Genomic DNA, 22,812 nt, shown 5'->3' on the forward strand with positions numbered 1-22,812 from the left:
CGCCGTCGTGGACCCGACCGGACCCCTGGCAAGCCAACCGGGAGTGAAGCCGTGAATGCCGACCACCAGTCCCCGCTCGTCCACCACCTCGACGAACACCTCACGGTGGTCGAGTCGGTCCGCAAGCTCGTCCCCGCCGTCCAGTCCCTCGCCGACCAGGTCTGCGCACGGCTGAGCGGCGGCGGCATCCTCTACGCCTTCGGCAACGGCGGCTCCGCCGCCGACGCGCAGCACCTGGCGGGCGAACTCGTCGGGCGGTACTGCCGGGAGCGGCGGCCACTGCCCGCCGTGGCGCTGTCCACCGACCCGACCGTGACCACCTGCATCGGCAACGACTACTCCTTCGAGGACGTCTTCGCCCGGCAGGTCACCGCGCTGGCCCGGCCGGGCGACGTGGTGGTCGCCTTCACCACCAGCGGCCGGTCGCCGAACGTCGTCGCCGGCCTCCGGGCCGGCCGGCACGCCGGCGCGTTGACGGTCCTGTTCACCGGGCAGCCCGCCGCCGGCGGCGGCCCGGCCGCACGGTACGCCGACCACGTCCTGGCCGTGCCGTCGGAGCGCACCGCCCGCGTCCAGGAGGCGCACGTGCTGCTCCTGCACCTGCTCAGCGAACACATCGACCGCTGGGCCGCCCTGCCCGGCTGAGGCGGAGGCGGCACCACCACCGGAAGGGACGACCGTTCACGATGCTCGGCGCGCGACCACAGCCCGACACCCGCCGGTCACCGGCGATCCCCCGCCAACCGGCGCCGCCCGCCGGCCGGGCGACCCGCGGTCCCCTGCACATGATCGGAAACGCCCACATCGACGCGGTGTGGCTGTGGCCGTGGCAGGAGGGCTACCAGGAGGCGCGGGCCACGTTCCGCGCCGCCCTGCAGCGGATCGACGAGTACCCCGACTTCGTCTTCACCTGCGACTCCGTCGGCTACCTGGCCTGGATCGAGGAGCACGACCCGGAGCTGTTCGCGGCGCTGCGCGAGCAGGTGCGCGCGGGCCGGTTCGAGATCGTCGGCGGGTGGTGGGTCGAGCCGGACTGCAACATCCCCGGCGGTGAGGGCTTCGTACGGCACGCGCTGTACTCGCAACGGTTCCTGGCCGACAGGTTCGGGATGATGGCGTCGGTCGGCTGCAACGTGGACCCGTTCGGGCAGAACGCCACGATCCCGCAGCTGCTCGCGAAGTCCGGCATGGACAGCTACGTGTTCATGCGCCCGCAGGCGCACGAGGCCGAGCTGCCCGGGCCGACGTTCTGGTGGCAGGCGGCCGACGGCTCGCGGGTGCTTACCTACCGGATCCCGCACGAGTACTGCAGCCCCAGGGGACACCTGGGCGTGCACGTCGGCAAGGCGCTGGCGCAGCTGCCGCACACCACCGACCCGCTGATGTGCTTCTACGGCGTCGGCAACCACGGCGGCGGCCCCACCAGGGCGAACATCGACAGCATCCACGAGCTGGACACCACCGACCAGTTCCCCCGGATGCTGTTCTCGACGGTCCGGGCGTTCTTCGACGCGGCGCGCGACACGGGCCGGGACCTGCCCGGGTACGCCGGCGAGATCCAGCCGCACGGGGTGGGCTGCTACTCGGCGCACTCGGGGATCAAGAAGCTGATCCGACACACCGAGCACGCCCTGCAGGCCGCCGAGAAGTGGGTCGCGGTGGCGAGCGCGGTGAGCGGCGTCCCGCGGGCGACCGACCAGCTCGAACACGCCTGGCGGCAGGTGCTGCTCAACCACTTCCACGACACGGCGGCGGGCACGGCGCTGCCGAGCGGGTACGACGACGCCCGCGACCAGCTCGGCGAGGCGCGGTCGATCGCGGCTCGCCTGCAGAACCAGGCGATCCAGAGCATCAGCCGGCAGATCGCGATCCCCGACGAGACGCAGACGGCGCCGTTGGCCGTGTTCAACCCCCACCCCTGGGCGGTGCGGACCACGGTCGAGGTGGAGTTCGGCGGCCAGCTCGGCGACGGCGGGATCGTGGCCGTGGACGACGCCGAGAACCGCACCCCCGTCCAGGTCGCCCGGTCGACGACGCTGACCGGCGGTCGCCGCCGGCTCGTGGTGCCGGTGGAGCTGCCCCCGCTCGGCTACCGGCTCTACCGGCTGTACCCCGACCACGCCGCGCCGGCCGCCCCGGTCACGGACGCCGACCCGGTGCTGGAGAACGAGCACCTGCGGGCGGTGGTCGACCCGGAGACGGGCTGGCTGGCGAGCCTGCTGTGCAAGGCCACGAACGTGGACCTGGTCGACGGCGACGCGGCGGGCGCGGGGCACGCGGTCGTGCTCAACGACCCGACCGACACCTGGGGGCACGGCGTGGTGTCCTACCGGGACGTGATCGGCCGCTTCACCCCCGCGTCGATACGCCGGGTGGAGGACGGCCCGGTCCGGCAGGTGCTGCGGGTGCGCAGCACCTACGGCGCCTCGACGCTGACCGAGGAGTTCGTGCTGGCCGCCGGGGCACGACACCTCGAGGTGCGGGTCACCATCGACTGGCACGAGCGGCTGCGGATGCTCAAGCTGCGCTTCCCGACCGGCCTGACCGACGTCACGGCGACCCACTCGATCCCGTACGGCCACATCGAGCGCGCCGTCGGCGGACACGAGACGGTCAGCCACACGTGGGTGGACGTGTCGGGCGCCCTGGCCGGGCAGCGGGCCGGCCTGTCGGTGCTCAACGACGCCAAGTTCGGTGTCGACGTGACCGGCGGCGAGATCGGCATCACGGCGCTGCGCAGCCCCGCCTACGCCTGGCACACCCCGCTGCCGCTGCCCGCCGACGGCGAGTACGAGGTCATGGACCAGGGGGTGCAGCGGTTCACCTACCGGCTGCTGCCGCACGCCGGCGACTGGCGGGCGGCCGGCACGGTGCGAGCCGCCGCCGAACTCGACCAGCAGCCGGTCGCCCTGCTGGAGTCGTACCACGACGGTCCGCTGCCCCAGCACGGCTCGTTCGCCGCCGTGTCCGACGCCGACAACGTGGTGGTCACGGTGGTCAAGCAGGCCGAGGACAGCGCCGACCACTACGTCGTACGGGGCTACGAGACGGCCGGGGCGGCCGCCCGGGCGACGATCGACCTGCCGTTCCTCGGCCGCACGGTCACCGCGGAGTTCGGCCCGCACGAGATCAAGACGCTGCGCGTCCCGCGCGAACTGGCCGAGCCCGTGGTCGAGACCGACCTGCTGGAGCGGCCGGTCACGCCGCCCGCCGAGGCCGCCCCGCCGCCGCACGATCCGGAGGACCAGCCCGAATGACGTCGGTGACCGTCCTCGACGAGGGCTGGCAGCTGCGCGGGTTCCTCGGCGACGACTGGCAGCTGCACCGCGCCCAGTTGCACGCCCGGCGGGGCCGCGACCACGGGTGGGTGCCCGCCCGGGTCCCCGGCAGCGTGCTCGCGGACCTGCTGGCCGCCGGCCGGGTGCCCGACCCGTACGTCGGCACGCAGAGCCTGCTGTCGGAGTGGGTGCCGCAGCGGACCTGGGTGTACCGGACCCGGCTGCGGACCCCCGGCCTGGCGCCGAGCGAACGGGCGTTCCTGGAGTTCGACGGCATCGACTACTCCGCCTCCTTCACCTCGACGGGGAGCGGATCGCCGCGCACGAGGGCACGTTCGTCCCCCTCGTGGTCGAGGTGACCGAGCGGCTCGGCGCCGGCGAGCACAGCCTCGCGGTGGTCGTCGGTCCCGCGCCGGTGAGCGAACCGCAGGTCGGTTACACCGCCGCCGTGAACGTCCACAAGGGCCGCATGGGCTACGGATGGGACTTCTGCCCCCGCATGGTGCACCAGGGCCTGTGGGCTCCGGTGCGGCTGCGCACCACCGGCGCGCTCCGGCTGGCCGACGCCTGGGCGCGCCCGACGGTCACCGGGGCGGCGGGCCGGGTCGCGGTGACCGTCTCGGTGGACGGCGAGCACGCCGGCGCGACAGCGGAGTGCACGCTGCACGACCCCGCCGGCGCGACCGTCGCCAAGGCCACCGTGCCACTGGACGGCGCGACCGCCGAGGTCGCCCTGCACGTCGAGTCGCCCCGCCGTTGGGAACTCAACGGCCGGGGCGAGGCGCACCGGTACGCGTTGACCGTGGCGCTGCGCGACCGCGGCGGGATCCGCAGCGACGAGCGCCGGATCCGGCTCGGCTTCCGGGACGTGCGCTTCCGCCGCGACCCGGGGGCGCCCGCCACCGCGCTGCCGTACCGGCTGACGGTCGACGGCCGCCCGACCAGCATCAAGGGCTGGAACTGGGTGCCCGCCGACGCCCTCTACGGCGCGGTCGACGAGGCCCGGCTGCGCCACCTGCTCGGGCTCGCCCGCGACGCCGGGGTCAACATGCTGCGGGTGTGGGGCGGCGGCCTCGTCGAGAGCAGCCTCTTCTACGACCTGTGCGACGAGTTCGGCATCCTGGTCTGGCAGGAGTTCACCCAGTCCAGCTCCGGCATGCGCAGCGTGCCCAGCGACGACCCCGGGTTCGTCGCCCGGATGGTCGCCGAGGCCGAACGCATCGTCCCCGCCCGCCGCAACCACCCGAGCCTCGCCGTCTGGTACGGCGGCAACGAGCTGCAACGGGCCGACGGAGTGCCGCTGACCGACGAGGACTCCCCCGTCCTGGCGGCCCTGCACGAGGTCGTCGCGCGGCTCGACCCCGACCGGCAGTGGCTGCCGACCTCCCCGTCCGGTCCGGTGTTCGGCAACACCCTCGACAGCGTGCGGACCAGCCCGGAGCAGCACGACGTCCACGGCCCGTGGGAGCACCAGGGGCTGACCGACCACTACCGGCTCTACGACTCCGGCCGCAGCCTGCTGCTCAGCGAGTTCGGCGTCGAAGGCATGAGCAACGTCCGGGCGATCGAGTCGGTCGTACCGGCGCCCCGGCGCACGCTGCCCACCACCGGCGACCCGGTGTGGGACCACCTCGGCCGGTGGTGGAACAACGAACCGCTGGTGCGGCAGGCGTTCGGCGACCGCCTCACCGACCTCGCGGCGCTGTCCCGGGCCAGCCAGTTCCTGCAGGCCGACGGCCTGCGCTACGCCGTCGAGGCCAACCGCCGCCGGCCGGAGAGCTGCGGGGTGCTGCCCTGGCAGCTCAACGAGTCCTTCCCCAACGGCTGGTGCACCGCCGCCGTCGACTACTTCGGCGAGCCGAAGGCCGCCTACCACCACGTGCGCCGCGCGTACCGGCCGCTGCACGTGTGCGCGGCCCTGCCGGCGCCGCGCGTGACCGGCGACCTCGCCGCGACCGTCTGGGCGTGGTGGGACACCGCGTCCGGCCCCGCGACGGTCACCGCCCGGGTAGTACGCCTCGACGGACGACAGCTGGCCGAGGCGCACTGGGCGACCCGGCTCGACGAGGGCCGGCCGCAGCCCCTCGGGGAACTCCACTGTCCCGCCGCCGACCTGGCCGGGCAGCCCTTCCTGGTGGACCTGTCGGTGACCGCCGGCGCCGAGTCGCGGGCGAGCCGTCAGCTGCTCACCGCCGGCCCCGACCTCGGTGCGCTGCTGGACCTGCCGCCGGCCCGCGTCGCCACCCACCTGTACACCGCCGGGGCGACCTGGACGCTGCGCCTACGCCACGAGGGCGGACCGGCCGTGCCCTTCCTGCGGCTGCTCGACGCCCGGCCGGCCGCCGAGCCGGGCTGGGTCCGCTGGGACGACAACGCGATCGACCTGCTGCCCGGCGAGGAACGCGTCCTGCGCGGCCGGTGGGACGGCGTGGCGCCCGAGGAGCGGCGGGTACGCCTCGACGCCTGGAACCTGCCCACGCGACTGCTCACCGAGGCGGGCCGATGAACCCGACGCGCTCCCACGACGCGCCGCTGACCGTCGGTGGGCTCGACCCGCACCTGTTCGACGTCGAGCAGCGGTACGCGCCCACCCCCACGGCCGCCGGGGGCGTCACCGCCACCGTCACCGCCACCTACCGGGGGGCGGTGCCCGCCCAGGGCCGGCTGCGCATCTCCGTCGGCCTCGCCGACGCCGACGACCCGTACTGGCTGATCCCCGGGCTGTTCTACGGCGAGAACCGGCCCGCCGACAACCACCGCCGCTACCCGCGCTTCGCCCGTGCCGTCGACGAGCCCGCCGACCCGGGGCGGTTCGTCTCGCCCGCCTGGAGCTTCCGGGCCGACCGCGCCGCCACCCCGGCGGTCTTCGTCTGGGGGGCCTCCGGCGGCCTCGCGCTGGCCGTCGACGAACGCAGCTCGCTCGGCCTGAGCGGGATCGGCTTCGCCCACGAGGCCGGCACCGCGCGCCTGCACGTCGACTTCCCGTACGTCGAGGAGCCGGTCAGCTACGTCGGCAGCCAGGAACCGGCGGCAGCGCTGGCCGAGACGCACCTCTGGCAGCCGGGCGAGCGGCACGTCGTGCAGGTGTGCCTCTACCGGCTGCCGGCCGACCGGCACGCGTACGCGCCGGTGCTGCGGGAGCGGCACGCCCGGTCGGCCACCGAACCGCTGCGCCCGTGGGTCGCGGTGGGCGAGGCGGCCGACCTCGCCGCGTACGGGCTGCACCGCTGGCACTACCGCCCCGACCCCGCCGTGCTGCTGGAGACCGCGGCGTTCGACCGGGAGTTCAACGACAACGTCAAGGGCCTCGGCGACCGGGGCGCGATGCACGTGGCCTGGGTCAGCGGGATCCCGTACGCGCACGCGCTCCTGGCGCACGGCCGCCGCACCGGCGACGACGACCACGTCGCGGCGGGGGCGGCCGTCATCGACCACGTCTGCGCCAACCTCGCCCCCTCGGGCACGTTCTGGGGCCAGTGGACCGCCGCGCGCGGCTGGGGCCAGAGCTGGACGCCGGTGCGCGGCGGCCTGCACGCTCGCACCCTCGCCGAGGCGACGCTGTTCCTGCACCGCGCGGTCCGCGCCGAGCGGGCCGGCGGCGCCCGCCGCGACGGATGGCTGCGGGCGGTACGCAGCAACCTCGACGTCGCGGTACGCAACCAGCGCGCCGACGGCAACCTGGGCAGCCTGCTGCACGCCGAGGACGGGCGGATGCTCTCGTGGGCCGGCGCCGCCGGGCTGACCTGGGTCGCCGCGCTGGCCGAGGCGGGCGACCTCGACCCCACCTACCTGGAGTCGGCCCGGCGCGGCGGCGACTACTACGCCCGCTTCGTCGACGAGGAGTTCCTGCACGGCGCCCCCGAGGACGTCGACCTGGCGCCGACGTCGGAGGACGGCTACGCCGCGATCCTGGCGTACGTGGCGCTGTGGCGGGCCACCGGCGAGCCGCGCTGGCTGGAGACCGCCCGCCGCGCCGCGGACTGGATGCTGACGTTCCGCTACAGCTACGACGTGCACTTCGACGGGCACACGCTGCTCGGGCGGTACGGCTTCCGCAGCCGCGGCGCCGACCAGGCCTCCCCCAGCAACCAGCACCTGCACGCGTACGGGCTGATCTGCCTGCCCGAGATGGTCGAGCTGTCCGCCGCCACCGGGGACCCGCACTACCTCGACCGCACCCGGGAGAACCTGGCCTGCTTCCGGCAGTTCATCGCCCGCGCCGACGGCGACTTCAACGCGTACAAGGGCATGGCCAGCGAGCGCTACTACCAGACCGCCTGCTTCCAGGCCAAGGGCATGCTGCTCACCCTGTCGCACGCGTGGAGCGTCGGCGTGCTGCTGCTCGGCTGCGAGGCGGCGCTGAACCTGCCGGAGGTGACCTGGTGACGACCGCCCGGGCGGCGTCAGCCGGCGGCGAAGGGCCGCAACTGCCGTACGCCGGACCGCGGTGAGGTGAGCACCGGCACCGGCACCTGGTCGGCGGGCAGCCGGTCGACCACCCGCGCCATGCTGGCCTGCGCCAGCACCAGCACGTCGACCTCGCCGGCGAGGCGGCGCACCTCGGCGGCGACGATCTCGTCGTGCCGCCCGGGATCGCCGTTCCGCAGCGCCTCGAACGCGCCCGGGCACACCGACTCGCGGATCTCGCACGGTTCGCCGCGCTCGCGGGCCCTGCGCCGCAACAGGTCCCGCGTGGGTTGCAGGGTGGCGGACAGCGTGGCCAGCACCCCGACGCGGCGACCGACCGTGACGGCCTCGGCGGCCATCGGCTCGTCGACCCGGTAGATCGGGATCTCCACCTCGGCGCGGGCCTGTTCGGCCGCCTCCCCGATGGACGAGCACGTGACCAGGACGGCGACGGCCCCGGACTCCTCGGCGAACCGGGCGTAGGCGGCCACCCGCCGGCGGGTGCGCGCCAGCATGCCGTGCGCGACGGTGTCGCGCAGCATCGTCTCGTCCACCATGTTGACCGCGTCCACCTCCCCCACCTCGCCGCGCAGCAGGTCGGCGAAGACGGCGGGCAGGCCCGCGACGGTGTGCAGCAGGCAGACCCGGTTCACCGGCCCGGCCCCAGTCTCGGGTGCCGGGCGGCGACGGTACGCAGGCTCGCCGCCGACGGCAGGGTGGGCAGGTACTCCAGCGCCAGCGCGCCGTCGTACCCGGCGGCGTCCAGCGCCGCGAGCAGCGCGTCGACGTCCAGGTCGCCCGTTCCCGGCTCGTGCCGTCCGGGGAAGTCGGCGAGCTGCACGTGGGCGAGGACGCCCCCCGCCGCGGCGACCGTCCTGGTCACGTCGTCGCCCATGGCGGCGACGTGGTAGGCGTCCAGTTGCAGTGCGACGGCCGGCCGGCCCACCTCCTCGATCAGGGCGAGCACGTCGGAGACGCGGGGCAGCAGGTAGCCGGGGATGTCGCGGTCGTTGATCGGCTCGACCACCAGCCGTACGCCGGCGGCCCCGGCGACGTCCGCAGCCCAGCGCAGATTCTCGGTCAGGCACCGCATCTGCTCGGGCTCGCCGAGCCCGGGCAACCGCCGTCCGGCGAGAACGTTCACCAGCGGGCAGCCGAGTTCGCCGGCCAGGTCCACCGCGCGGCGCAGCTGCTCACGCCACCGTACGGTGTGTCGTGGATCGTTGGTGTAGCCGCGCTCGCCGGCGGCGAGGTCACCGGCGTCCATGTTCAGCAGCGCGACCCGTACGCCCGCCGCCCGCGCCAGGCGGGTCACCTCCTCCGGGACCAGCGGGGGCCACGGGAACTCCACCCGGTCGAAGCCCGCCTCGGCCGCCGCGGCGAAGCGCTCCCGCCACGGCAGCTCGGTGAACAGCAGTCCCAGGTTGACAGCCGAGTGCATCAGGCCGCCTCGGTCCAGGGCCGGCCGTGCCGGTCGACGATGTCGACGAGCCGCCGGAGCCGGCCGACGGAGTCCTCGCGCAGCGCCGCCACCGGGTCGGCGGTGGCCAGGGTGTCGCGCCACACCGCCCGCCCGGCGAGCATGCCCGACGCCCCGCCCCGGCAGGCCGCCTCGACGGCGGTCGGGAAGTCGGCGGCGTCGACCCCGTTGGAGAGCACCACCCAGGGACGCGCGAGCCGCCGGTCGAGCCGCTCGCAGGCGGCCACGAGTTCACCCAGGTCACCCCGCCCCCGGCGGGGCACCTGCGCCTTGTACAGGCTCGGCCCGAGCGGGCCGAGCGCGGCGACGGCGTCGAGGATGCCCGCCTCCAGGTCGAAGTCACGCTGCCCGGGCGCCGGGGCGGCGACCGGTTCGAGGACGGACAGCAGCCCGGCCCGCCGGCACAGGTCGACGAACCGGTGGGCCAGCGCGACCCGGCGTTCCTGGGCGCCGTCGCGCTTCCAGATCACCAGCAGCTTCAGCGCCACCACGCCGTCCCGCCGGGCCCGGTCGAGGTCGACGTCGCCGTCCAGGTCGGTGTCCTCCACGGGGCCGCCGGGCGGTTGGGTGAGCGCGTCGACGGCGAGGATCAGCCCGCAGCCGCCCGGCAGCCCGCGCTCGCGGACCAGGGTGTCGTACGCGTAGTGCCGGTCGATCAGGAACGCGGAGGCCAGCGGCGCCAGGGTGGCGGCCACGTCGAGCTTGAACGACGTCAGCGCGGCGTCGTCGGCGGGGTGGCCGTGCTCGGTGAGCATCGTCCGCAGGCTCTCGCGCTGGTCCATGGCGACCATGGCGAACGTCCCCGTGGGCCGGGCCAGCAGGTCCAGGGTCGGCGGCTGGGTTTCGGTCACGCGGTCTCCTCGCGGTCGGGGGCGGGCACGCGCGCGGCGCGGGCCAACGGGAGGAACCGCGACCGGTACGCCGTCTCCCACTCGGGCTCGGGTCCGGTGGCCGGGCGCAGCGGTCGGCCCGTCGGCGGCGCGTCCTCGACGCCGATGGCCCGCCCGGCGAGCTGGGCCGCGCCGAGCGCCGCGGACTGCTGCCCGGACAGCACGACGACCGGTGCCGGGCTCAGCTGCGCCTTGATCCACATCCAGGTCGGGTTGGCGGTGGGGCCGCCGAAGACCGTCACGGCCTCGGGTGGGCGACCGCTGATCGCCGTCTGGCTGTCGAGCATCCAGCGCACCTGCATGCACAGCCCTTCGAGGACGGCGCGGCCGATGTCGGCGAGGGTGTGCTCCGGACGGATGCCGTGGAAGGACAGCGTCCGGTGCGGGTCCGGCTCGGGGCTGGCCCGCCCCTGCAGGTACGGCTGCACGGTGATGCCGGTGGGCGGGCCGGCGGGCGGGGCCACCAGGTCGCTGAACCACCGGCGCCGGTCCGGCTCCCCCGCCGGCGCCACCCGGTCGAGCAGCCAGTCGACCAGGCCGCCGCTGCTGGACAGGCCGCTGATCAGGCAGAACGAGCGGCCGTCGACGAACGGGCCGACCGAGGTGCCGGTGGGCTGTGCGGGTGGCGCGGGCATCGCCGCGACCGGGGCGACGACGGCCTCCGCCGTACCCATCGAGTCGGCGACCTGGCCGACGCCGCGCACCCCGGCGGCCCAGGCCGCGGCGAGGTGGTCGTGGCCGGCGACGACGACGGGTGTTCCGGCCCGCAGCCCGGTGCGTGCCGCGGCCGCGGGGGTGACCCGCCCGGCGACCCGGTCGACGGCGACCGGGGGCATCTGGTCGGGCCGCAGTCCCGCCAGGTCGAGCAGTTCCGGCTGGTAGGCCATCGCGGTGATGTCGAAGGCGCCGGTGCGGGCGGCCAACGTCGGGCTGGTGGCGACCGTGCCGGTGAGGCCGGCCAGGACCAGGTCGGCGGCGCCGGCCCAGCGGGTCATCCGGCGCGGCACGTCGGGGTGCCGCTGGCGCAGCCAGATCCACCGGGCCAGCGGCAGCTTCGCGCTCGGGTGCAGCCCGGTGGCGGCGAAGAACGCCTCCCGGCCGACCGCCTCCCGCAGCTCGTCGGCCTGCCGGCCGGCGCGGCGGTCCCGCCAGTGCAGCAGCTCGCCCACGGGGGCGCCCTCGGCGTCGACGAAGGTGCCGGTCTCGGCCATGCTGGCGACGCCCACCGCGAGCGGCGCGGCGCCGGTCGCCGCCACGCAGTCGGCCAGCAGCCGCAGCGCGGTGTCCCGCAGCCCCTCGGCGTCGGCGGGGGTGCCGGCGCGGCGCTGCGCCACCGGCGTGCCGTCCGCCCGGTACACGCCGGCCTTGGTGTGCGTGGTGCCGACGTCCAGGCCCGCCAGCAGCGGCTGCCGGCCGCTCATCGCCCGACCGGGTCGAGCGCCGCCGGCTGCGGGTCGGGCTCGGTGGAGATCCGGTCGAGGATCTCCCGCAGCGTGCCGTCGGTGCCGACGTTGCCGGGTACGACCACGTAGGAGGGGCCTCCCTGCGGCGTACGCAGGGTCCACACCGGCACGCCCGGCAGGATCTGCCCCCGGACCCACGCGCCGTCGGCGCGCAGGGCGTCGGTGGCCAGTCGCGCCGAGGTGATGCCACCCTTCGCCACCACCAGGTCCACCTCGTCGGCGAGGCGCCGCACGGTGGCGACGAGCGTGTCCATGAGCAGCTCCGGCGCGGCGGGGTGGTCGGCATGGCAGGGCACCCGGTCGCTCGTCAGCAGCGCCCGGCCGTGCTGCCGGAGGCGTTCCCGTACGGCGTCGGCCAGCAGCCGGTCGTCGCCGCGCCGCGGGCCGGCGGGGATCTCCACCCGACGGTCCCACAGCCCGCCCAGCTCCCGCAGCTGGCGGGTGCTGGCGGCGGTGAAGGAGCCACAGGCCACCAGCACCCGACCGGGGGAGGGCACGGGCAGGCGCGCGAGCGGTCGCGTGGACAGGCCGGCCAGCGCGGCCGCCAGCGAGGCGGCGCAGCGGACCACCACCCGGACGCCCCTGGTCTGCGCTCTGATCAGGCCGACCGCGATGGCCAGGACGTCGGCCTCGGTGACGCAGTCCGGAACGACGAACGCGTCCGGCCCCGCGTCCCGCAGCGCGTCGGCGACGGCGTCGGGCCCCTGCTCGCGCAACCGGTCCAGCGGCACGGTGACCGCGTGCCGACGGCCGCCGCTGACCTCACGTACCCAGTCCGCGAGGCCGGCGCTGCGGTAGCCGAAGACCGGGTCGCGGGCGAATTCCGTGTCGGCGACGGGAACCGCCCCGGCCGGCGTCCGTAGGTAGTGCACGCCGTCGCGGGTGAATCGCCCGCCGTCGAGGAACGCGGGCACGAACAGCACCGGGGTGTGGGGGGCGACGGCTTCGGTCTCGGCGACCACGTGGCCGCGCAACGTCGAGTCCCCGCGCAGGATGAGGGTCGCGGACCGGCCGGCGGCGCGGGCGGCGGTGTCCACCAGGCGGCCGATTCCCGCGACCAGCTCGGCGGCCGGCCGCGCGTCGAGCGCCCGGCTGTTGGACAGCACGAAGGTCGCGGACCGCGCCGAGGCGAAGAACTCGTCGAAGGCGGCCCGGTGGGGGCGCAGGATCACCGCCACGTCGCTGACGGCCTGCGTTCCCGTCGGGTCGTCGTCGACGATCACCTTCGCCCGCCGGTCGGCGGCGATCTCGGCCCGCCAGGTGGCGAGATCCTGCACGGCACGTCCCCCTTGATCGCCGGGCCCGGATCCCACTCTCCGACCGGAAGCGGAAGATGTCAATGTCTGGTCGACTTCCGTCGCCGCCCTGGACCACGCAGCCCCGACCCGCCCATGATCAGCCGGCGGGGACACGACGAGGACCCGCAACCCAGGGGGTACGGGTCCTCGGTGTGCCGGCCGGGCCGGCGGTGGATCAGAAGACGGTCACGCCGTACGCGCTGGCTGCCTCGGTGACGGGCTGGTAGAAGGTGGTGCCGCCGGTCCGGCAGTTACCGCTGCCGCCGGAGGTGATGCCCAGCGCCTTGGTGCCGTCGTACAGCGGGCCGCCGGAGTCGCCCGGCTCGGCGCAGACGGTGGTCTGGATCATGCCCTTCACGGTGCCGCTGCCGACGTAGCGGACCGTGACGTTCAGGGCGGTCACCGTGCCGCTGTGGGTGCCGGTGGTGGACCCGGTGCGCTTGACCGACTCGCCGACGAACGCGTTCGCGGCGGTGTAGCCGCCGGGGTGGCTCAGCGACGCGTTGTCGTAGCGGACCAGGGCGTAGTCGTTGCCCGGGAAGCTGGAGCCGGCGGTCGCGCCGATGAGGGTGGTGAGGCTGGAGTTGGTGTACCAGGTGTTGGCCACGTTCCCGCAGTGCCCGGCGGTGAGGAAGTAGTACACGCCGGACTTCACCACGTTGAAGCCGAGCGAGCAGCGGTAGCCGCCGCCGTAGATGGCGTCACCGGCCGAGACCAGCGGACGGAAGACGCCCTTGGCCCGGTCGATCCGGATCGCTCCGGCCTCGGCGCCGGCGTTCTTCTTCAGGGTGGCGACCTCGGCGGCGGAGACGCTCTCGTCGGCGGTCACCACGACCCGGTTGGACGCGGCGTCGACGCGCCAGGCGATGCCCTCGACGCCGGAGGCCGTCACGGCGGCGTCGACCCGGGCGAGCTGGTCGGCGGTGAAGGTCTGCGGGGCGGCCGAGGCGGCGCCCGGAACGGCGAGCGCGCTGGCGGCCACCAGGCCGACCGTCGCGGCGAGCATATGGCGGATTCTCACGGTCTCCTCCTAGGACGTGAAGGCCGCCGGTTGTGCCGGCGTCCCTGCCGTGTCGCCGAGATCAGATGGGGGGTCACCTCGGCGATCACTTAGCGGCGAGTATCTACCTTGTTCGATGCTCATGCAAGGGGTTGATCGCCAGCAGGGCGTCCCTGATCGAGAGACGCCCCTCAATCACCCACCGCAGCTGGTCATCCGGGCCGAGCACGCCGATCGGCCGGCGCTCGCGGACACGTACGTCGACGCGACCGCCCCGGCGGCGACGCACGCAGCCCGGGGCAGCCGCCCCGCGCCAACCCCGACGGGCAGGCGCTACGGGTCGTACGGCGGACGCGGACAGACAAGTGCCGTGACGGGTGACGACGGCGGGACGTGTGGCTGTACGGCGACGGCCCGGCGGGCGGGCATGATGTCCCTGAGTCCCCTTGATCTGCCGGCTGCCCGGCATCGTCCGTCCGAAAGGGAGTGTTCATGGCTTTAGTTCATCAGGTAACCAGGCCGCTGCGGCGCCTGCTCGTCCCCGGCCTCGCCGCGGCTCTGCTGGTGGTGCCGGCCGGTGCGGCGGTGGCGAGCGGCTTCGGCCGGCCCCAGCTTCCGCCGGCGTCCGGATGGGCTCCCGTGCCGGGCGCGGCCCAGGCCCGGTCCGGGCCGGCCGCGGTGACCTACACGGGGGATCTGTTCGTGTTCGCGCAGGCCCCCGGCGGCGGGGTGCGGACGAACCGGTACTCGCTCACGGCCGACGCGTGGTCGGGCTGGAGCAACGTCCCGGGCACCGCGAAGGCGCACTCGGCCCCCGCCGCCACCGTCTACGGCGGCAACCTGCACCTGTTCACCACCACCGCCACCGGCCAACTGCGCACCAACCGCTACACCACCAGCGGCACCTGGACCGGATGGACCACCATCCCCGGCACCGCCAACGCGCACTCGGCCCCCGCCGCCACCGTCTACGGCGGCAACCTGCACCTGTTCACCACCACCGCCACCGGCCAACTGCGCACCAACCGCTACACCACCAGCGGCACCTGGACCGGATGGACCACCATCCCCGGCACCGCCAACGCGCACTCGGCCCCCGCCGCCACCGTCTACGGCGGCAACCTGCACCTGTTCGCCCGTGGCGACGGCGCTCTGGTACGCACCAACCAGCTGTCCGTGTCGACGGGCGCCTGGTCGGGATGGGCGACCCTGACGGCCCCCAAGGGCGCGACGGCGGCACCGGCGGCCGCGGTCTACGGCGGTGAGCTGCGGCTGTTCCTCCGGGGCGCGCAGCAGCGGATCCACCAGGCCCGAATCGGGTTGTAGTCGGCGCCTCCGGCCGCGGCTTGCGCGGTCGACGGTGCTCGCATGACCGTTTCCTGACGGGGAACTTCTCGCTCATGGCGGGAAGTTCTCCCTGGGCGGTGGAGCAGGAAATGACACAGCTGTTCGCGCATCACAACGCGCGGGACGACGCGCGCGGTGTCACGGTCGGGTCGCCACCACCACGGTGTCCAGGGCGTCGACGGTCTCGTCCTGCACGCGGACAGGACGGCGGGCCGTGTCGGCCCTGCGGACCCGCAGGCCGGGCAGCTCGGCGGCCACGGCGTCCGGAGTCAGCAGCAGGGCGGGATCGCGGGGGCCACCGGTGCCGGCGGTGAGGTTGGCCAGGTCGTGGCCGACCAGGACGAACGACCCGCCGGGGCGTACGGCGGCAGCCGCCTGGCGCAGGACGGTCGCCCGGTCGGGCTGCGGCAGGTGCAGGTAGGCGACGAGGACCAGGTCGAAGGCATCGGCCTCGGGCCGGTAGGTGATGACGTCGGCGACCTGCCAGTCGATGTCGACGCCGCGCTCGCGGGCGAGGTCCCGCCCGCGCCGCACCGCCACTGCGGAGAAGTCGACGGCCGTGACCCGCCATCCGCGGCCGGCCAGCCAGACCGCGTTGCGTCCCTCCCCGGCGGCCAGATCCAGGGCCCGGCCCGGGGGCAGGTCGGCGGTCTCCGCGACGACGAACCGGTTCGGTTCGGCGGTCCAGACCAGTTCCGGAGCGCTGGCGTAACGGGCGTCCCAGTCGGCCCTGTCCACGGCCTGGTCTCCCTTCGGCGCTGATCTTCGCGGTCCGCCCCGATCATCGGCGGCTCGCGGCCTACCCGTCCGCCGGGGCGGGCACCGGGCAGCTGCGCTCGTAGCGCAGGCGCCGGTGCAGGGCCCAGCCGAGCAGGACGATCGAGGCGACGGCGAGCAGCGGCTGGGCCGGCGCGAACCAGGTCATGGCGCCGCTCGTGCCCAGCGCCAGCAGCACCAGCTTGTTGCAGACGGGGCAGCCTACCGCCAGCAGTGACAGCAGCCCGCCGACGGTGCCGAGCCGCTTCTCCGCGACCGGGGACCCGGCGTCCGCGGGTTGCACGTAGGTGGCGAGCAGCAGGCCCGCCAGCACCGCGGTGGCGGCCAACGCGGGCCAGGCCCACCAGGTCACCGCGACGCTGCGGGTGAACAGTGGAGTGTCGATCAGGTCGGTCGGCACGGCGATCACCACCGCGGTCGCGGCGGCGCCGAGCACCACCGCGGCCAGGCGGCGCGGCGTCCAGGTCCGCATCGTGGCCCTCCTCGGTCTGGTACGGACCAATCTAGTTGGACGGCGCCGGAAAGCCGACACGAAGACGTCCACCGGCGGTGCGCTGGCCGCCGCCGTGACGGCCGCGCTGGCCGGGTCGATCCTGACCGCTCCGGCCGTCTCCGCTGCCGCCCCGAGGGCCCGGGGCAGGGCAGCTGCAAGATCGCCGAGGATCCGTCCTGGTCGGGCTGGAGCAACCACCAGCAGGTCGGCGAGCAGCTGGCGCAGATCGAGCGCACCAGCGGCGGCCGGGTGGACGTGGAGGTGGTCGGGCACTCGCCGGAGGGCCGGGAGCTGTACGCGGCCCGGGTCGGCACCGGCGACAAGGTGCTGCTGGTCACCAGCGCGATCCACGGCAACGAGCGGACCGGCACGGAAGCGCTGCTCGGCATCCTCAAGCGCCTGGGCAGCGCCGGCGACGCGCAGACGCGACAGATCCTCAGCGAGATCACCTTCGTCGCGATGCCCATGGTCAACCCCGACGGCGGCGAGCTCAAACCGGCGCATGAACGTGCGGTCCTGGGACGAGACGGTGGCGGAGTTCCCGCAGCTGGCCGGGGCCCCGCGGGCCTGGTACCACCGGCTCAGCGGAGACGGCATCAACCTGCCCGGCTACGACCTGAACCGCGACTTCAACCCGGACCTCGACTACGTGCCGCGCGGCGCGGACCTGCCGGGCCGCGACACCGACGCCGGGTTCTTCCTCTCTCCCGAGTCGCGGGCCATCCGCGACGTCTACGTGGGCCTGCGGGCGGAGAAGGGCGCCGTCGACGCGTACGTCGACCTGCACCACATGGGACCGTGCGACCGTCTCACCGGCGGTGAGCAGGACGGCAACCTCATCTCCGTCTCGCTCGACTACCCGCCGCTGGGCGTGCAGGACGGCGCCGCCTACAAGGCGGCGTGGCCGGCGCTGGACCAGGACAAGTCCCGCCGCTTCTCCTACCCGGGTAGGAGGCGGCGCTCCGACCGTCGGACGCAACCGGGGCCTCAGGTCGGGCGAAGTCCAGGGGTCGGCGCAGCAGCATCTGCAGGTATGACAATCACGCTGCGTCGGGCGGCACACTGGCACCGCCCACTGATGGTCTTCGTCTCGGCGATGGCGGTGCTCGCCGTCGTCTCCGCGGTCGGCGTCGTCGCCGACCCGCGGGTCCTCACCGGTGTGCCGATCTGGCTCAAGCCGCTGAAGTTCTCCCTGTCGTTCGTGGCGTACAGCGTCACCCTGGCCTGGATGCTCTCCCTGCTGCCGAGGCGTAGCCGGGTCGCGGAGCGGGCGGCCACCGTCATCGTCGCCGTGGCGGTGCTCGAAATGGTGATCATCGTCGGGCAGGTGCTGCGCGGCACCACCAGCCACTTCAACGCCACCACCCCGCTGAACGGCGCCCTGTTCGCGTTGATGGGTGCCGCGATCGTGGTGCTGTTCGCCGCGCACCTCGTCCTCGGGATCGTGGTGCTGCGCCAGCGCATCGCCGACCGGGCCGCCCGGTACGCGGTGGCGCTGGGGCTCGGCCTGACGCTGCTCGGCATGCTGGCGGCCGTACCGATGACGATGCCCAGCCAGCAGCGGGGCGCCGAGGGGATCTCGGGGGCGCACAGCGTGGGCGTACCGGACGGCGGGCCGGGGCTGCCGCTTGTCGGCTGGAGCACCACCGGCGGGGACCTGCGGATCGGGCACTTCGTGGGGCTGCACGCGCTGCAGGCGCTGCCGATCCTGGCGATCCTGCTGCGCAGGTTCCTCGGCAGGCGACTGGACGAGCTCACCCAGGCGCGGCTGCTGGTCGTCGCGGGCGGCGCGTACGGCGCGTTCACGCTGCTGCTCACCTGGCAGGCGCTGCGCGGGCAGCCGCTGCTGCGTCCGGACGCGCTCACCCTGGCCGCCGTGGCGGCCCTCATGGTCGCGACCGCGACCGCCGCCGGCCTCGTCGTGACCCGGCGGCGCCGCTCGGAGATGACGCTCGCGGCATGACCGGCACACTGTTCACGCTGACGTTCGCGACGGCCGCGCCGTTCTGGGCCCTGATGATCCTGCTGCCACGCTGGTCGGTGACCGCCCGGGTCGTCCGGTCGCCGCTGATCGTGGCCCCGGTCCTGGTGATCTACGCGATCCTGGTCCTCCCGGCGCTCGGGGAGGTGCTGCCGGCCGTGGCGTCCCCGACCCTGGACGGCGTACGCGACCTGCTGGGCACCGCCGACGGCGCGGCGGCGGCCTGGGCGCACATGATCGCGTTCGACCTGTTCGTCGGCCGGTGGGCGTGGCTCGACAGCCGGGAACGGGGGGTGCCGGCGCTGGTCATGGCGCCGGTGCTGGTGTTGACGATCCTGCTCGGGCCGCTCGGCCTGGCCGCCTACCTGGCGATCCGGACGAGGTGGGAGCGGCCGACGGCCGTTCGTACCTCGTCCGGATCGCAGCGCCTAGGCTGACCCCGTGGGCCGGTTGGGGCGACTGTTCGACGCACGGGACACCCTCGTACGGATGGCGCTGCTCGACCTCAGCGGCATCGGGTACCTGCTGTTCGGCGCCCCGATGACCGGGGCGCCGACGGCCACCCAGTGGGTCCTCGCGGTGATCGCGTTCGCCGTCGCGCTGGCGTTGCACCGCCGGCCGCTGGTCAACCTGCTGGCCCAGGCCGCGCTGCTGGCGGTCGCGATCCCGCTGGTCGACGACGTCACGATCAACCAGGTGGGCACCAGTTGGGCGCTGCTGGAGCTGACCATGCGGGCGCGTCGGCCACGGACCATCTGGCTGGCCGCCGGGCTGCTGGCCGCCGTCGACCTGACCAACTCGATCGGCGACCCGTTCCGGCGGGTCCTCTCCGGCGTGTTCGGGCTGCTGGTGGAGGTCGGCGTCCCGCTGCTGCTCGGCCTGGTCATCCGGACCACCCGGGAACTCGCCCGGCAGGCGCAGGATCGGGCGGAGGCGGAGCAGCGCCGGCGCGAGTCGGACAGCCGCGCGGCGCGCGCCGACGAGCGCAGCGCCATCGCGCGGGAGTTGCACGACGTGGTCGCGCACCACGTGGCGTCGATGGTGCTGCGGGTCGGCGTGGCCCGGCACGTGCTGACCGACCTGGATCCGCGGGTGGGTGAGGTGTTCGACGACGTGCACGCCACGGGGAGCGCGGCCCTGGCCGACCTGCGCCGGCTGGTCGAGGTGCTACGCAACCCCGAGGGGGTACGCGGCGACGCCGCGCTGACCGCGATCGAGCCGTCGGCGCTGCCGGCGGCACTCGGCGCGGCGGTCGACCGGGCCCGGCAGGCCGGCGTCGTCGTGGAGGCCGACATCGACCCGGCGATCGGTTCGCTCGACGCGGTCCGGGGCCTGGCGGTGTTGCGGCTCACCCAGGAGGCGCTGACCAACGTGGCCAAGCACGCCGGCACGTCCGCGCTGGCCCGCCTGTCGGTCAGCGTGGTCGACGGCGCCGTCCACTGGGAGGTGTCGGACGACGGGGGCGGGTGGCTGCCCGCGGCCGTGCCCTCCGGTGGCGGCCACGGCATCACCGGCATGCGCGAGCGCGTCGAGGTCCTCGGGGGGCGACTGGAGGCCGGTCCGACGGGCAGTGGCTGGCGGGTGCGTACCGTCCTGCCGGCTGCGCCGTCTCATCCCCCGTCCCCCGCCGTCGCGCCGGCCCCATCGTCACCGCGGGAACGCGAGGCCCCCGTCGGGCCGCGCACGGCGGAGCCGGCGTGATCCGCGTCCTGCTGGTCGACGACCAGCACCTCATCCGTGCGGGCCTGCGCATGCTGTGCGACGCCCAGCCCGACATCGAGGTCGTCGGCGAGGCCGACAACGGCCGCGACGCGGTCACCCTCGCCGCGCGGCTCGTCCCCGACGTCGTCGTCATGGACCTGCGCATGCCGGGCGTCGACGGGATCACCGCGACCACCCGGATCCTCGCCGACCGTCCCGCCATCCGGGTGCTGGTGCTGACCACGTTCGGCGACGACGACCACCTCTACCCGGCTCTGACCGCCGGTGCCTGCGGATTCCTGCTCAAGGACGCACCGCCCGCCGACCTGCTGGACGGCGTCCGCCGGGCCGCCGCCGGCGAGAGCCCGTTCAGCCAGGAGGTGCTGCGGCGCCTGGTCCACCGCGCGGTGCACGCCCGCGCCGGGACGCCCCGGCCGGTGGCGGATCTGACCGCACGCGAGCAGGACGTGCTGAACCTCGTCGCCGAGGGCCTGTCCAACACGGAGATCGCCGAGCGGCTGCACATCGGCGTCACCACGGTCAAGACCCACATCACCAGCCTGATGACCAAGACCGGCAGCCCCAACCGGGTGCGCCTGGCCCTGTTCGCCCGCGGCGCCTGAGGAGCTCCTGGGCCGGCCGGCCCCTCCCCGCACCGCCGGCCGAAACTCGCTTGCTGCGGGAGGTTCCCTCCCGGACAGTGGTGCCCATGACGTTCTGAGGACAGCTTCCCCCTCCGCTCCCGAGGCCCGCGGCGCCGGCCGGCGCCGTAGTGCCGTCTGTCCACACCTTTCACCGAGAAGCGAGCGTCTTTGTCTCAGCACCACTTTCGGCGGGAACCCCTGCCCAGGTCCACCCCGGCCACCGTCACCGTGTTCGCCTCCCCCACCAGCTGGATCGAGTCCGAAGCCCTCGCACAGTGCCAGCAGGTGGCCGCCCTCGACGGCATGATCCACGTCGCCGGCATGCCGGACCTGCACCCGGGCAAGGGCGCCCCCGTCGGCGCCGCGATGGCGTCGACCGTGTTGTACCCGTTCCTGGTGGGCTCCGACATCGGTTGCGGGATCGCCGTGTTCCCGATCAAGCTCAAACGCGCCGTGCCGGAGAGGCTCGCCGCCCGGTTCCCCGACCTCGACCGCCCGCTCGACCCGGAGCGGGACGGCGACGACCCGGCCTGGGCCGTCGTGGACGGTGACGTTCCCGCGGGTCACGTCGATGGCCTCGGAACGGTCGGTCGGGGCAACCACTTCGTCGAGCTGGCGCGGATCGACACCGTCTTCGAGTCGGGTCACGCGAGCCGTCTCGGGCTCGACGCCGGCGACCTCGTGCTCGTCGTGCACAGCGGCTCGCGGGGGCTGGGCGAGCGGATCCTGCGGGCGCACACCGAGGTCCACGGTGCGGGCCCCACCCCTGATTTCGCCGCCTATCTGGCCATGCACGACGCGGCCGTACGCTGGGGTTCGCTCAACCGGCGGTTGCTGGCCGCCCGGGTCGCCCACGCCCTGGGCACCGAGCCCACCGAACCGGTCGTGGACCAGTGCCACAACCTGGTCGAGGTCCGCGACGGGGTCTACCTGCACCGCAAGGGCGCGGCGCCGGGCGACGGCCGCGACGTGCTCGTCGCCGGGACGCGCGGCACCCCTTCCTACCTCGTGGCCGCCCACGCCGGCCCGGAGGCCAACCACTCGGTGGCGCACGGCGCGGGCCGCAAGATGTCCCGCGCCGACGCCCTGCGCCGCGGCCGGGCCAAGCACACCGTCGAGGAACTGCGCCGCACCCCGGTGGGCTCGCTGGTGGTGTGCGGCGACCGCCAGCTGCTCTTCGAGGAGGCACCCACGGCGTACAAGCGCATCGAACAGGTGATCCGCGACCTCGTCGACCACGACCTGGCCGCCCCCGTGGCCGCCACGGTCCCCCTGGTCACCTACAAGACGCCCGACGTCGGGCCAGCCCGCGGACCCGAGCGCCGGAACGACGGCCGCCGGCGGGGCCGGCGATGAGCGTGCACCTGCTCATGTCCGCCGGGCGCGGCCCGCAGGAGTGCGCCTGGGCGCTGGCCCGGCTGCTGTGCCGGTTGGAAGCCGACGCGGCGCACCACGGCCTGACGACCCACCGGGTACAGACCGTGCCCGGTGACCGGCCCGACACCTACCGATCGGCGCTGGTGCGGGTCTCCGGCGCCGACGCGGAAGCGTTCGCCGCCTCCTGGACCGGAACCCTGTGCTGGCAGGCCCCAAGCCCCTACCGCGCGAGCACCGGCCGCAAGAACTGGTACGTCGTCAGCCGACCGTGCCGGACCGACGTCCCCGCCACGGCGTTCGCGGAGGCGGACGTCGAAATCGTCGCCTGCCGTACCGGCGGCCCCGGCGGGCAGCACCGGAACAAGGCCAGCACGGCGGTACGTGCGGTCCACCGCCCCTCGGGCATCGTCGTGGTGGTCGACACCGAACGGCAGTTCAGCCTCAACCGGCGCATCGCCGTACAGCTGCTGCGACAACGCATCGAGCGCGGCGACGAGGCGGCGCGGCGCGCCGTCGTCCAGGACCAGTGGCGGATCCACGACGAGCTCGTACGCGGCGATCCGACCCGGGTGGAACGCCCCCGCCCGACGGCGGGGGACGCGACCCCGCGACAGCGGACGCACCAGCGGCGGCGGCCCGGGCCGCGCTGAGCGGCGACGGCTCAGCTGGCCCGAGC

At 74.6% G+C, this 22,812-nt stretch carries 20 protein-coding genes; 12 read left to right on the forward strand and 8 right to left on the reverse strand.

What is annotated here, in order from left to right:
* Window positions 1-51: 51 nt before the first annotated feature.
* The 5 genes from ABGB16_RS18075 (at window position 52) to ABGB16_RS18095 (ending at window position 7,664) form a co-directional block, all read left to right on the forward strand.
* Window positions 52-645: an SIS domain-containing protein gene (locus tag ABGB16_RS18075; protein WP_347669249.1), complete on the forward strand. Its 594-nt coding sequence runs from the start codon at window positions 52-54 to the stop codon at window positions 643-645.
* 140 nt (window positions 646-785) lie between these two features.
* Window positions 786-3,257, forward strand: coding sequence for a glycoside hydrolase family 38 C-terminal domain-containing protein (locus ABGB16_RS18080; protein WP_347669250.1), 2,472 nt, complete (start codon window positions 786-788; stop codon window positions 3,255-3,257).
* Window positions 3,254-3,637: a hypothetical protein gene (locus ABGB16_RS18085; protein ID WP_347669251.1), complete on the forward strand. Its 384-nt coding sequence runs from the start codon at window positions 3,254-3,256 to the stop codon at window positions 3,635-3,637. The genes ABGB16_RS18080 and ABGB16_RS18085 overlap by 4 nt, the downstream gene beginning before the upstream one ends.
* A complete protein-coding gene (locus ABGB16_RS18090; protein WP_347669252.1) occupies window positions 3,625-5,784 on the forward strand; it encodes a glycoside hydrolase family 2 TIM barrel-domain containing protein in 2,160 nt (719 codons plus the stop codon). Before ABGB16_RS18085 ends, ABGB16_RS18090 begins: the two co-directional genes overlap by 13 nt.
* Window positions 5,781-7,664, forward strand: a complete 1,884-nt coding sequence (locus ABGB16_RS18095) for a hypothetical protein (RefSeq protein WP_347669253.1) — start codon at window positions 5,781-5,783, stop codon at window positions 7,662-7,664. Before ABGB16_RS18090 ends, ABGB16_RS18095 begins: the two co-directional genes overlap by 4 nt.
* Window positions 7,665-7,681: 17 nt before the next feature.
* Here the strand turns inward: ABGB16_RS18095 and ABGB16_RS18100 are convergent, their stop codons facing one another.
* From ABGB16_RS18100 to ABGB16_RS18125, 6 genes are all read right to left on the reverse strand, one after another.
* A complete protein-coding gene (locus ABGB16_RS18100; RefSeq protein WP_347669254.1) occupies window positions 7,682-8,338 on the reverse strand; it encodes an aspartate/glutamate racemase family protein in 657 nt (218 codons plus the stop codon).
* A complete protein-coding gene (locus ABGB16_RS18105; protein WP_347669255.1) occupies window positions 8,335-9,126 on the reverse strand; it encodes a TIM barrel protein in 792 nt (263 codons plus the stop codon). Before ABGB16_RS18105 ends, ABGB16_RS18100 begins: the two co-directional genes overlap by 4 nt.
* Window positions 9,126-10,016 carry a hypothetical protein gene (locus ABGB16_RS18110; RefSeq protein ID WP_347669256.1) on the reverse strand — a complete coding sequence of 297 codons (891 nt, stop codon included), beginning with the start codon at window positions 10,014-10,016 and terminating at the stop codon, window positions 9,126-9,128. Before ABGB16_RS18110 ends, ABGB16_RS18105 begins: the two co-directional genes overlap by 1 nt.
* The gene (locus ABGB16_RS18115; protein ID WP_347669257.1) at window positions 10,013-11,476 is read right to left on the reverse strand and encodes an FGGY family carbohydrate kinase; all 1,464 of its coding nucleotides are present in this window, start codon (window positions 11,474-11,476) and stop codon (window positions 10,013-10,015) included. Before ABGB16_RS18115 ends, ABGB16_RS18110 begins: the two co-directional genes overlap by 4 nt.
* Window positions 11,473-12,795 carry a four-carbon acid sugar kinase family protein gene (locus tag ABGB16_RS18120; protein ID WP_347669258.1) on the reverse strand — a complete coding sequence of 441 codons (1,323 nt, stop codon included), beginning with the start codon at window positions 12,793-12,795 and terminating at the stop codon, window positions 11,473-11,475. Before ABGB16_RS18120 ends, ABGB16_RS18115 begins: the two co-directional genes overlap by 4 nt.
* A gap of 196 nt (window positions 12,796-12,991) precedes the next feature.
* Window positions 12,992-13,837, reverse strand: a complete 846-nt coding sequence (locus tag ABGB16_RS18125; RefSeq protein WP_347669259.1) for a S1 family peptidase — start codon at window positions 13,835-13,837, stop codon at window positions 12,992-12,994.
* Between the two features lie 471 nt (window positions 13,838-14,308).
* Between ABGB16_RS18125 and ABGB16_RS18130 the strand changes: the two genes are divergently transcribed.
* Window positions 14,309-15,142 carry a hypothetical protein gene (locus ABGB16_RS18130; protein WP_347669260.1) on the forward strand — a complete coding sequence of 278 codons (834 nt, stop codon included), beginning with the start codon at window positions 14,309-14,311 and terminating at the stop codon, window positions 15,140-15,142.
* Window positions 15,143-15,301: 159 nt separating this feature from the next.
* Here the strand turns inward: ABGB16_RS18130 and ABGB16_RS18135 are convergent, their stop codons facing one another.
* Complete coding sequence (locus ABGB16_RS18135; RefSeq protein ID WP_347669261.1) at window positions 15,302-15,901, reverse strand: class I SAM-dependent methyltransferase; 600 nt, start codon at window positions 15,899-15,901, stop codon at window positions 15,302-15,304.
* Between the two features lie 61 nt (window positions 15,902-15,962).
* A complete protein-coding gene (locus tag ABGB16_RS18140) occupies window positions 15,963-16,706 on the reverse strand; it encodes a hypothetical protein (protein WP_347669262.1) in 744 nt (247 codons plus the stop codon).
* Window positions 16,707-16,935: 229 nt separating this feature from the next.
* Here ABGB16_RS18140 and ABGB16_RS18145 point away from each other — a divergent pair, with 229 nt between their 5' ends.
* From ABGB16_RS18145 to prfH, 6 genes are all read left to right on the forward strand, one after another.
* The gene (locus ABGB16_RS18145; RefSeq protein WP_347669263.1) at window positions 16,936-18,396 is read left to right on the forward strand and encodes a hypothetical protein; all 1,461 of its coding nucleotides are present in this window, start codon (window positions 16,936-16,938) and stop codon (window positions 18,394-18,396) included.
* Window positions 18,393-18,851, forward strand: coding sequence for an ABA4-like family protein (locus ABGB16_RS18150; RefSeq protein ID WP_347669264.1), 459 nt, complete (start codon window positions 18,393-18,395; stop codon window positions 18,849-18,851). The genes ABGB16_RS18145 and ABGB16_RS18150 overlap by 4 nt, the downstream gene beginning before the upstream one ends.
* Window positions 18,852-18,855: 4 nt before the next feature.
* The gene (locus tag ABGB16_RS18155; RefSeq protein ID WP_347669265.1) at window positions 18,856-20,115 is read left to right on the forward strand and encodes a histidine kinase; all 1,260 of its coding nucleotides are present in this window, start codon (window positions 18,856-18,858) and stop codon (window positions 20,113-20,115) included.
* Window positions 20,112-20,738 (forward strand): response regulator transcription factor, encoded by a 627-nt coding sequence (locus ABGB16_RS18160; protein ID WP_347669266.1) that lies wholly within the window; start codon window positions 20,112-20,114, stop codon window positions 20,736-20,738. Before ABGB16_RS18155 ends, ABGB16_RS18160 begins: the two co-directional genes overlap by 4 nt.
* A gap of 189 nt (window positions 20,739-20,927) precedes the next feature.
* Window positions 20,928-22,115 carry an RNA ligase RtcB family protein gene (locus tag ABGB16_RS18165; RefSeq protein WP_347669267.1) on the forward strand — a complete coding sequence of 396 codons (1,188 nt, stop codon included), beginning with the start codon at window positions 20,928-20,930 and terminating at the stop codon, window positions 22,113-22,115.
* Window positions 22,112-22,786, forward strand: coding sequence for a peptide chain release factor H (gene prfH, locus ABGB16_RS18170; RefSeq protein ID WP_347669268.1), 675 nt, complete (start codon window positions 22,112-22,114; stop codon window positions 22,784-22,786). Before ABGB16_RS18165 ends, prfH begins: the two co-directional genes overlap by 4 nt.
* The last annotated feature ends 26 nt before the right edge of the window (window positions 22,787-22,812 follow it).

The sequence above is a fragment of the Micromonospora sp. B11E3 genome (assembly GCF_039871625.1).
Classification (GTDB): Bacteria; Actinomycetota; Actinomycetes; order Mycobacteriales; family Micromonosporaceae; genus Micromonospora.